This is a genomic window from Streptomyces sp. NPDC001156, assembly GCF_053598275.1.
In genome coordinates this window covers 1-9,518 of record NZ_JBSFJX010000269.1, presented here as the reverse complement: position 1 = coordinate 9,518, position 9,518 = coordinate 1, and the positions used below count along the sequence as shown (strand labels likewise).

Below are 9,518 nucleotides of genomic sequence, written 5' to 3'. Positions count from 1 at the left end.
GGCGGTCTTTCGCCCTGGGGGCGAAACCCCGTTTCCTGCCCTGCTCCGCAGGGGTCCGATTCCTCCCCGGCCTGGAGGCCGGGGCGTCCTCGGAGACATTTGGTGAACGCCGCGCTGTCCGACGGCGTGCTCTCGGTGACCGTGCCCAAGGCCCAGCCGGCGAAGGCCCGGAAGGTGGAGATCATGAAGGGGGACTGACCTCCGGTCCCCCAGGCCGGGCGGGGCGGCGAGCGTTCGCCCGCTGCCCCCGCTGCCCCCGCGGCACCCAGGCAAGCCCTCCGGCCGCCTTTGTCCATCGCCCCGTGAGGAGTTCTGATGGCAGTCACCGTTGAAGCGGTCATCCCGCTGCTGCGCGACGTCCGCGATGCCGAGGAGGCGGTCGCCGGCCAGTTGCGAGCGGATCCGGCCGCCGAACCCGCGAGGGACCACCGGCAGACCCTGGAGGACCACATCCAGGAGGTCGATGACCACATCCACGAGCTCAATCGCCGCCTGGAGCAGCTGACCGCCCGAGGACCGTTGTCCGAGGCCTTCATCACCCTGGGCGGTCAGGCCGTGAGCACCGGCCGCGTGTTGTGGCGGCTGATGTCGGGGCTGCCGTCAGGCGTGCGGACCGGGCACGATGGTCACACTCCGCAACGCCTCCCGAAGGACATCGAGGAGGAGTTCGCCGTCGCGGCCAAGGCGGCGGCGGCCGCCCGCGCGGCAGAGCGTTTCGCCGATGAGATCGGCGACAGCCTCGACGCCGACATGCTCCGGGGCATCCGCACCGACGAGGAGCGGTTCCTCAACAACCTGGACCACAGCCTGGAAGAGGCGGCAGACGTGGTGGTCCGCGTCAAGACCAGCGAGGCCGGCGGCGGAACCGCACCGGCCTCCTGAGCAGTGCCGCCATCCTCATCCGTCCCCGGGTGCCGGACCGCCCGGGGACGGGTACGTCGCGCTCAGGCGCCGTGCGCGTCCCGGACGCCGAGTTCGTCGATGTGCCCCAGCAGGTCGAGGGGGTCGGCGTACACCCGGAACGCCTGGGCCCGCTCCAGTTCGTCCTGCCCGTATCCTCCGGACAGCAGCCCCACTCCGAGTGCCTCCGCCCGCCGCGCAGCCAGCAGATCCCACACACTGTCTCCGACGACGACACAGTCGCGGGCGGGGATTCCGAGCCGCGCCGCGCCCGCCAAAAACAGATCGGGGTCGGGTTTGGCGCGACTGACTTCCTCGCGGGTGACCGTCGGCACGTCGGGCGGCACGGCGAGTCTGGCGAACATGGGTGCGGCGTCGTCCCGGTGGGCGCTGGTGGCGATCGTCCAGGGGACGCCGCAGTCCGTCAGCGTCCGGAGAAGCTCGACGGCTCCGGGCAGCGGCCGGATGGCGTTCGTCCAGCCTTCGAAGTGGCGGTGATGGGCGTTCTGCAGTTCATCGGCCTCCTTCGGCGTCAGCCGTACGCCGGTCTCGCGCATCATGGCCTGCACGAGCAGGCCACCGCTCATCCCGATCCTCCGGTGGATCCGCCAGATCGCCAGGCCGATGCCCATCTCGCTCAACGCCTGCTGCCAGGCGATGACGTGCTGGTAGACGCTGTCGACGAGTGTCCCGTCCAGGTCGAAGACGAATGCCGCGGGCCTGGTGGCCGTACCGTCGGACATCTTCCACATCCCTCCCGTCAGCGGCCGGCCCGGGCCGGCGGGGTGTAGGCACCGGAGGACAGCCGCTGCGCCCGGGACTCCTCGACCGTGTCCTTGAGGGCGGTGCGGAAGCGGCCAAGGCCCCAGGAGCGCCCCCTGACGGTCTGTTCAAGCGCCTGCCGGCCGAGCGGTCCGTACCGTTCGAGTGCCGCCGCCACCTCGTCGATCTCCTCGTTGTGCGACCGGTCGGCCTTGACGGCGGTGCGGCTGGTCGGACCACCGGTGCCGGCCATCCCCGGGGAGTACGGCGGACCGTCGGGACCTGGCCGGTACCGGCGGGCACCGGCTCGCTCGTGCTCCCTGCGGTGCGCGGCGCGCTCGTCGCGGGCTACGGCAGCGCCCGGGTGCTGCCAGTGGGACTCGGTCTCCTCGGCGGTCAGCGGCCGGGCGATGTTCTCGAGCGACTGCTGCTCGGCGCGCACCCTGAAGACCACCTCGGCCACGCCGCCGAGCGCCATCACGCCAGCGCCGATCAGGAAGCCGACCGCGACCAGGGTGAGACTGCCGCTGTACACGAACTGACCGAACAGCATGGACCCGGTGATGCCGCCGACAGCGGTGCCCACCGCGAAGAACAGGGCAATGCACAGTGCCCGGCTCTCCATCGGGAAGACCTCGCTGATCGTCAGGTAGGCCGAGCTCGCACCGGCGGAGGCGATGAAGAGCACCACGGCCACCAGGACGGAGAACTGCCACGCGGACAGGGCTGAGGTCATGGTCACCACGCCCAGCACGATCGCGATGACCGCCGAGCCGAAGTACGTCATCATGATCATCGGTTTGCGCCCGACCGTGTCGAACGATCGCCCGAGCAGCAGCGGACCGGGGAGTTGCTGATCGTGAAGAGCAGCATGGAGCGCGGCACCGCGCCAGAGGCCACCCCGAAGTAGCCGCTGAGTATCGTGCCCAGGTCGAAGCTCACGGCGTTGTACAGGAACGCCTGCCCGACGAAGAGGGCCAGGCCCAGCAGCGCCCGGCGCGGATAGCGCTGTGCCGCCACCCGAGCGATCTCCCGGAACGGGATCGACGCCCGGCGCCGTCCGGTGAGGTACCCGCTGGACGGCGGCAGTTCGATGCCTTCCCGGGCTAGCACCTCCGACTCAATGCGGTCCACGATCTTCTCGGCTTCCCTCTCCCGCCCATGGATGAACAGCCAACGAGGGCTCTCCGGAACGTTGCGGCGGACCAGCATGATCCCCAGTCCGAGGAAGCCGCCGTTGCCGAAGGCCACCCGCCAGCCGACGTCCGCGGGGAACCAGGCGGTGTTCAGCAGTACGAAGCGCCCAGGCTCCCGACGGCGGCCCCGACCCAGTAGCTGCCGTTGATGGTCGGGTCGCCCCGTCCGCGGTTGCGGGCCGGGATGAACTCACCGGGGCCGGCATCGGCGTGAGTACTCGGCGGTCGACGAATGCCATGCTGCGCGCCGGGTATGCGATCGGCATCGGTGCACGGTGACCAAATCGCGCGGTCGGAATCGACCCAGCGGGCTGAGACACCGCGGACGAGCGGGCGGTTCTCGGAAGGTCGGCAATGCACGGCGCATGGGTCAGGAATCCGGCCTCTCGCGAGACGGCACCGGAGCAGTTGGGTGAGGTGTTCGAACTGTCGACGCGCGCCACTTTGATGGTCGAGTCCGCCGGGGAGGACGATGTCGTCGCCCTCGGCGCGTCCTGCCTGCTGTCCACGGGCTGCCGCCTGGCCGCTGCCGCATATCTGCTACGCGACGGATCCCTGGTCAGGCGCGGTTCCCCGCCCACCGCGCCCGTCCCGACGACCGCGCCGTGGCCGCCGGGATGCCAGCGCTGCGGGGCCGCGACGGCAGGCTGACCTGCCCGGCGGGGCCAGTACATGGACGTTCGGCTGCGCCACCGTGACTGCGGGGCCATGAGCGGCTGTCCCACTCGAAGGGACGCGATCGATCCGCACCCGCTGGACGTCAGGCAACGGCACACCCGATCCATCGATCCCATGATCCAAACGAGACGGCCTAGGGGAGCCCGCGGCGGGCGGATGTCAGCCGACAGGGTGATCGGGCGTCAGGAGACACCGTGGCACCGGCAACGGCTCGTGGGGGGCGTCGTCAGGAAAGCGGCGGCCCTCGCGGTACGCACGGCGGTGGGAACCGGACATGTGCCCAGCGGGCGCGATCGCGGGTTTCGCGCATATGGTCGAGATATGTCCGTCTTCATTAAGCTCGTCGAGGTTGGTGATCCCAACGGCTACACCAACCGCACCATCTGGGACGTCGCCTACGAAGATGTGGTGAACGAACTCAGCTACGCCTACGACCTGCACCCCAGCGGAGCTCTGAGGGTCATCCGGGTGCCGGTCGGACTGCCTGCGGCAGTGGAGTCCGTGTTCAGTCCGGGAGTGCGGTTCAGGGTGCAGGGCCTCTGGCACGGCGCGGGCGGCTCCGGTGCCTCGTAAGGCGGCGGCAGTTCTCATACGGCGAACGGGTAGGTCTCGGGGACCTCACCTTCCTGCCACTCGGCCGTGCGCTCCAGGGGTTCGACTGCCCGGGTCCCATCGATGTGGATGACGCCGTCGAACTGGTCCGACATGCGCGCGCGGAAGTAGTGGCTCTGCCGCTCGGTCTGGGGCCGGTAGATGACGCCTATCGCCCGCTCAAGGCGCGCCTTGAGCAGCGTGTCGGCGGCCAGGGGCGTCCGGTTGAACGGAAGCAGGAACTCCTTCTCGCCGACCTGGTGGAACATGTCCTCGACGCTGTCAACGAGTGCCCGAAGAACTGGTCCGGGCCCTCGAAGAGAGCGGGCCCGCCACGCGCGAAGGACTCGAGCAGGCCGTCCATGGCCGGTCGTGGGGACCCGGGCGCTTCGCAGGGGCCTTGCGGGAGGCCGTCGGGGAGTCCCGCGCCCGCCACCTGCCGGACGACCGTTACGCGCCGCCGGACCGGCCCGGCAAGCCGGGCGGAGCATCCGGCGCCCACCGGAACCGCAGCGCGTGAGCTCTGGCCCGGTACCGTGCTCACTTCCCCGTTCCCGGTGGTGGACCTGGTCAGGCGGCGCAGGAACCCGTCGTCGTCCGGACGCCGGTCGACCGCCGCCGCGGCCCTCGCCTACCTCGCCGGTCTGTGGCTGTCCGGCAATGCGCAGCCCCTGCTGGCTCCGCTGACGGCCTTGCTCGTCGTGCAGGTCACGCTGTACGCGACCTTGACCCCCGGCATCCGGCGCATCGCCGGCGTGCTGATCGCCGTCGGCTTCACGGACGCCGTGGGACTGACCTGGTGGAGCCTCGGACTGCTCGTCCTGGCTTGCCTCCCGCTCGGCCACCTGCTGCAACTGGCCCCCTGGGGAGAGGAGGTCGCCGTCACGGACATGCTCGTCCTCGGCGTGGGCGGGCAGCGGACCGAGGCGCTCGGGCGCGTCATCGAAACCCTGATAGGCGTGACCGTGGGCGTCCTGCTCAACCCGGTTGTGGCCCCGCCCGTCTACGTGGGGCCTGCCGGCGAGGCGACCAGGGACCTCGCGGCACGGCTGCGGCTGCTGCTCCTGCGGATCGGCGACGAACTGGTGCCCGGCGCCTCCGCCCGCCATGTGACGGCCTGGCTGGAGGAGGCGAGCCTGCGCCTGAATCCGCAGGGACGTCCGGCACCCGGCACCAGGCTGGTCCTGCGCAGCGGTCCGGACGCCATGGAGCACTGCGCCGTCGGCCTGCGCTCCCTGTGCCGGACCTTCGCCGACCTACGACTCATGAACCGACTGGACATCGACAGACGCCTGCGCGTCTCGCACACCGAGGACCGCCCGGAAGCCCGGCGCCGACGCGACCGGACCACCCTGGGAGGTCTGCTGCGTTCGCTGCGGTCCGGCGAACTGCGGGGGTGGTGGGGCGGTCGCGTGGATCCGAGTAGGAGCTGGTCGTTCGGCCGCTCCGGACGATGAAGAACACATCGCGAGCTGGGAGGAACAATGCGGAACCGGACACTGAGCAAGATCGGCACACAGCTGTTGCGTCTGCGCCACGACTCGTCACAGAGCTCACAGGACCGGGCGGCGCCGGCCGACTACGGACTGGACCACAGGCAGGTCGCCGAATTCGTCGCCGGCACGCTGGACGCGGAGGGCGAGGCGGCGCTCGCCCATCAGGTGGCGCGGCTGCTGCCCTTCCACTGGACCTGGCCCAACCGGGTCGCGGAGGAGATGTCGCAGATCATGGACCACGTCGGTGATCAGCGCGAGCTGATGGCCTGGCTGGATCGGCACCCCGGCCTGCCACGGCTGGTGGCCCGCCTGTACGTCTTCATGGGCCTCCTCGACAGGTACAGCGCGGTGCCCGCGGTCGTGACCGCGATGCGTGAGTACCGGGAGCGGACACCGTATCCGCCGGGCCTGGAGCCCTACTTGGTGCCTGCCACCGGTGACGACACGCTCGCGAGCATTGCTTTCAAGGTCGAGAAACTGCTCGGCGAGGAGCGGACCCGGGAGGCCGTCGAACTGGCCCTGGCCACTGCGGCATGGCTGCAGCAGATCGCGCCGCGCGCGCGGGAACTCACTCCTGAGGTCGGCGACTTGAACGAGCTGATGGGGCAGGCTCGACAGGATATCCGGGCGGCAGCAGCCGACATCTGAACACGACTGTCGATGGGGCGGTAAACGGCATGACGGTGAAACTGAACGCGATGGCGTTCAACCACGCAAAGAAACTGACCGAAGAGGGCCGGATCGTCCTGGACGACCGGGACGAGTGGAGCGAGCACCGGCCTTCGGCAGCGGACGAGAATGCCTACCTCGAGGAGCACGGATTCAACGAGTACGCCAGGTGGTACCTGGGCATCGATGACGAGATGGGAGAGGAGACCAAGGGCCGGTACAAGTTCCCCTACGGCGATTTCGAGCGCGTCCACCGCTGCGGTGTGCTCTCTGCCGAGGTACGCGCCGGACAGCAGAAATACGCGGACATCGAGAACGCCGCCGCGCACCTGCACGGACTGCTGGATGGCAGGCGGGCCGGGAACCGGTGACAGCGCCGGAAAAAGTGCACCCCCACCCGGCCCCCGGCGACGGGTCGTCCAGTGGCGCTAAGCATCGTCGCCCCGCTCGCCCTCCGCCCGGGATGGCTCGCTCCGGGGGACGTCCTTGGGAGATCTCCCCGCACACCGACATCAAGATGCGCCACGTCGCCGAACTCATCGTGTAGTGGGCCCGGACGGGACACCTCGCGGGCAATATCCGCCACAAGCTGGAACGCAGCATGGCGACGCGCGCGACCCTGCGCCCCCGAACCCGGCTGACCGGTGCTCAGCCCCTCGCGCTGTCGTCAGGAGCGCGCGAGCCGGGCCGCGAGATAGGGTGCGGTGGCGCTGCGGCGGGCCCTCGCCACCTTGGTCGGCGGGCCTGCCGCGACCACCCGCCCGCCCGCGTCGCCGCCGCCCGGACCGAGGTCGATGACCCAGTCGGCGGTGGCGATCGTGTCCAGGTCGTGCTCGACGAGGACGACCGTGTTGCCGGCGTCGACGAGCCGGTGCAGCTGTCGCAGCAGCAGCGCGATGTCCGAGGGGTGCAGCCCCGCCGTCGGCTCGTCGAGCAGGTAGAGGGCGTGCCCGCGGCGGGCTCGCTGCAGTTCGGTGGCCAGTTTGATGCGTTGCGCCTCACCGCCGCTGAGTTCCGTCGCGGGCTGGCCCAGCCGCAGGTACCCCAGTCCCACCTCGCGCAACGTCTCCAGACTGCGGGAGGCGGCCGGGACGTCGGACAGGAACTTGGCGGCGGCGTTGACGGACAGCGCCAGTACTTCCGCGATGTTCTTGCCGCGATAGGTGACTTCCAGCGTTTCGGCGTTGTACCGGGCGCCTTCGCAGGTCGGGCACGGCGCGTAGGTGCCGGGCAGGAACAGCAGTTCCACCGCGACGAATCCTTCACCCTGGCAGGTCTCGCACCGCCCTTCGGGCACGTTGAAGGAGAACCGCCCGGCCGAGTAGCCGCGCGCCCTGGCTTCGTCCGTCGCCGCGTACAGCTTGCGCACCGCGTCGAACATCCCGGTGTACGTGGCCAGGTTGGACCGGGGTGTTCGGCCGATGGGCCGTTGGTCGACCCGGACCAGCCGGTCGAACGACTCGACCCCCGACGCGTCCTGGACGTCGACCTCCAGCTGCGCCTCGTCGGGTTCCTCGGGTACGAGTCCGAGGTGGCCGCGGACGACCTCGGCGAGCACCTGTGTCACCAGCGTCGACTTTCCGGAACCGGACACGCCCGTCACCGCCGTCAGTACGCAGAGCGGTACGTCGACGGACACGTCGTGCAGATTGTGGCGGGAGACGCCGCTCAGGTGCAGCCAGCCGTGCGGTGTGCGCGGGCGGTGATCGAGCGGCTGGGCGCGCCCGAACAGGTACTGGCTCGTGGCCGACTCCCCGACCCGCTCAAGACCGGCGACCGGGCCGCTGTACAGCACGCGTCCGCCGCCCTCGCCCGCACCGGGGCCGATGTCGACCACCCAGTCCGCCCGCCGTACGACGTCCATGTCGTGCTCCACGACGAACAGCGAGTTGCCCGCCGCCTTGAGGCGGTCCAGCACGTCCAGCAGCGGTTCCGCGTCAGCCGGGTGCAGGCCCGCGGAGGGCTCGTCGAGGACGTAGACGACGCCGAACAGCCCCGAGCGCAGCTGGGTGGCGATCCGCAGGCGCTGCGCCTCGCCCGGCGACAGGGTCGTCGAGCGGCGCCCGAGGCTGAGATATCCGAGGCCCAGGTCGAGCAGTACGTCGACCCGCGCGACCAGATCGCCGCAGATCCGGACCGCGACCTCGGTCGTCTCCCCGGATCGGGCGGTCGACGTGGTGGCGTCGGCCTCGGACCGCCCCGCGACGGGCCGCAGCAGCGCCACGACCTCGGTGAGCGGCATCGCGTTGATCTCGGCGATGGAACGTCCGGCGAAGGTCACGGCGAGTGCCTCGGGCCGCAGTCCGCTGCCGTGACACTCGGGGCAGGGCACACTCCTGACGAACCGGAGCGCCCGTTCGCGCATCTTCTCGCTCTTGGAGTCGGCGAGGACGTGCATGACGTGCTTGCGGGCGCTCCAGAACTTGCCCTGGTAGCCGTAGTCGACGCGGTCCTCCTCCGGCTCGATGTACACGGAGGGCTGTTCGTCCGTGTACAGCAGCCAGTCCCGGTCCTTCTTCCTGAGCCTGCGCCACGGTCGGTCGATGTCGATCCCCAGGCCGCTCACGACACTGCGCAGGTTGGCGCCCTGCCAGGCGCCCGGCCAGGCGGCGATCGCCCCCTCGCGGATGCTCAGCGAGGGGTCCGGGACGAGCAGGTCCTCGGCGACATCGTGCACGACGCCCAGTCCGTGGCACTCCGGGCAGGCGCCGGCCGCGGTGTTGGGTGAGAACGACTCGGCTTCCAGCCGTGCGGCCCGGGGCGGATAGGTGCCGGCGCGGGAGTACAGCATGCGCAGCAGATTGGACAGCGTGGTGAGGGTGCCGACCGTCGAGCGCGAGCTGGGCGACCCGCGTCGCTGCTGCAGGGCCACGGCCGGTGGCAGTCCGGTGATTTCCTGGACGTGCGGTGCGCCGAGCTGTTGCAACAGCCTTCGGGCGTACGGTGCTACGGACTCGAAGTAGCGCCGCTGGGCCTCCGCGTAGAGCGTGCCGAACGCGAGCGAGGACTTGCCCGAACCGGAGACGCCGGTGAAGGCGACCATCGCGTCCCGCGGAACGTCGACATCGATGTTCCTCAGGTTGTTCTCACCGGCGCCCCGGACATGCACGAAGGGGTCGGTCGCGTCCTTGTTCACCTGGTTCCTCCGAGGATGCCCTGGCCTTCAGGCTGGGGAGGAATCGGACTCCTGCGGAGCAGGGCAGGCAACGGGGTTTCGCCTCCAGGG

The 9,518-nt window shown here is 70.3% G+C and carries 13 protein-coding genes; 8 read left to right on the top strand and 5 right to left on the bottom strand.

The annotated features are described in order from the left end of the window. Positions 1–102 precede the first annotated feature (102 nt). Positions 103–198: an Hsp20 family protein gene (locus tag ACWDA7_RS46775; protein WP_450613534.1), complete on the top strand. Its 96-nt coding sequence runs from the start codon at positions 103–105 to the stop codon at positions 196–198. A 117-nt stretch (positions 199–315) separates the two neighbouring features. Further along, the gene (locus ACWDA7_RS46770; protein ID WP_450613532.1) at positions 316–882 is read left to right on the top strand and encodes a hypothetical protein; all 567 of its coding nucleotides are present in this window, start codon (positions 316–318) and stop codon (positions 880–882) included. Positions 883–944: 62 nt separating this feature from the next. Here ACWDA7_RS46770 and ACWDA7_RS46765 read toward each other — a convergent pair whose 3' ends face one another. Genes ACWDA7_RS46765 through ACWDA7_RS46755 form a run of 3 tightly spaced genes read right to left on the bottom strand, consistent with a single transcriptional unit; the run spans position 945 to position 2,913 of the window. Continuing rightward, on the bottom strand, positions 945–1,643 hold the full coding sequence (locus tag ACWDA7_RS46765; protein ID WP_450613530.1) for an HAD family hydrolase: 699 nt from the start codon (positions 1,641–1,643) through the stop codon (positions 945–947). 17 nt (positions 1,644–1,660) lie between these two features. Beyond that, positions 1,661–2,452, bottom strand: coding sequence for a hypothetical protein (locus ACWDA7_RS46760; RefSeq protein WP_450613528.1), 792 nt, complete (start codon positions 2,450–2,452; stop codon positions 1,661–1,663). Positions 2,453–2,454: 2 nt separating this feature from the next. Further along, positions 2,455–2,913, bottom strand: coding sequence for an MFS transporter (locus ACWDA7_RS46755; protein WP_450613526.1), 459 nt, complete (start codon positions 2,911–2,913; stop codon positions 2,455–2,457). A 299-nt stretch (positions 2,914–3,212) separates the two neighbouring features. Between ACWDA7_RS46755 and ACWDA7_RS46750 the strand changes: the two genes are divergently transcribed. Together ACWDA7_RS46750 and ACWDA7_RS46745 are read left to right on the top strand one after the other, a co-directional pair. After that, a complete protein-coding gene (locus tag ACWDA7_RS46750; RefSeq protein ID WP_450613524.1) occupies positions 3,213–3,509 on the top strand; it encodes a hypothetical protein in 297 nt (98 codons plus the stop codon). A gap of 348 nt (positions 3,510–3,857) precedes the next feature. Further along, entirely contained in the window at positions 3,858–4,109 is a 252-nt protein-coding gene (locus tag ACWDA7_RS46745) for a hypothetical protein (RefSeq protein WP_450613523.1), read from the top strand. Positions 4,110–4,123: 14 nt separating this feature from the next. Here ACWDA7_RS46745 and ACWDA7_RS46740 read toward each other — a convergent pair whose 3' ends face one another. Beyond that, the gene (locus ACWDA7_RS46740) at positions 4,124–4,396 is read right to left on the bottom strand and encodes an erythromycin esterase family protein (RefSeq protein WP_450613521.1); all 273 of its coding nucleotides are present in this window, start codon (positions 4,394–4,396) and stop codon (positions 4,124–4,126) included. Positions 4,397–4,416: 20 nt separating this feature from the next. Here ACWDA7_RS46740 and ACWDA7_RS46735 point away from each other — a divergent pair, with 20 nt between their 5' ends. Genes ACWDA7_RS46735 through ACWDA7_RS46720 form a run of 4 tightly spaced genes read left to right on the top strand, consistent with a single transcriptional unit; the run spans position 4,417 to position 6,663 of the window. Then, the gene (locus ACWDA7_RS46735; RefSeq protein ID WP_450613519.1) at positions 4,417–4,647 is read left to right on the top strand and encodes a hypothetical protein; all 231 of its coding nucleotides are present in this window, start codon (positions 4,417–4,419) and stop codon (positions 4,645–4,647) included. Between the two features lie 16 nt (positions 4,648–4,663). Further along, entirely contained in the window at positions 4,664–5,584 is a 921-nt protein-coding gene (locus tag ACWDA7_RS46730; protein WP_450613517.1) for an FUSC family protein, read from the top strand. Positions 5,585–5,611: 27 nt separating this feature from the next. Continuing rightward, on the top strand, positions 5,612–6,271 hold the full coding sequence (locus ACWDA7_RS46725; protein ID WP_450613515.1) for a hypothetical protein: 660 nt from the start codon (positions 5,612–5,614) through the stop codon (positions 6,269–6,271). 29 nt (positions 6,272–6,300) lie between these two features. After that, positions 6,301–6,663, top strand: a complete 363-nt coding sequence (locus tag ACWDA7_RS46720; RefSeq protein ID WP_361004292.1) for a hypothetical protein — start codon at positions 6,301–6,303, stop codon at positions 6,661–6,663. Between the two features lie 296 nt (positions 6,664–6,959). Here the strand turns inward: ACWDA7_RS46720 and uvrA are convergent, their stop codons facing one another. Further along, positions 6,960–9,428, bottom strand: a complete 2,469-nt coding sequence (gene uvrA / locus ACWDA7_RS46715) for an excinuclease ABC subunit UvrA (protein ID WP_450613512.1) — start codon at positions 9,426–9,428, stop codon at positions 6,960–6,962. Between the last annotated feature and the right edge of the window lie 90 nt (positions 9,429–9,518).

Excerpts from the sequence above, each read along its gene's own strand:
- ACWDA7_RS46765 (WP_450613530.1), bottom strand. The coding sequence starts at position 1,643 with ATGTCCGACGGTACGGCCACCAGGCCCGCGGCATTCGTCTTCGACCTG.
- ACWDA7_RS46770 (WP_450613532.1), top strand. The coding sequence starts at position 316 with ATGGCAGTCACCGTTGAAGCGGTCATCCCGCTGCTGCGCGACGTCCGC.
- ACWDA7_RS46725 (WP_450613515.1), top strand. The coding sequence starts at position 5,612 with ATGCGGAACCGGACACTGAGCAAGATCGGCACACAGCTGTTGCGTCTG.
- ACWDA7_RS46740 (WP_450613521.1), bottom strand. The coding sequence starts at position 4,396 with ATGTTCCACCAGGTCGGCGAGAAGGAGTTCCTGCTTCCGTTCAACCGG.
- ACWDA7_RS46745 (WP_450613523.1), top strand. The coding sequence starts at position 3,858 with ATGTCCGTCTTCATTAAGCTCGTCGAGGTTGGTGATCCCAACGGCTAC.
- ACWDA7_RS46760 (WP_450613528.1), bottom strand. The coding sequence starts at position 2,452 with ATGATGACGTACTTCGGCTCGGCGGTCATCGCGATCGTGCTGGGCGTG.
- ACWDA7_RS46720 (WP_361004292.1), top strand. The coding sequence starts at position 6,301 with ATGACGGTGAAACTGAACGCGATGGCGTTCAACCACGCAAAGAAACTG.
- ACWDA7_RS46750 (WP_450613524.1), top strand. The coding sequence starts at position 3,213 with ATGCACGGCGCATGGGTCAGGAATCCGGCCTCTCGCGAGACGGCACCG.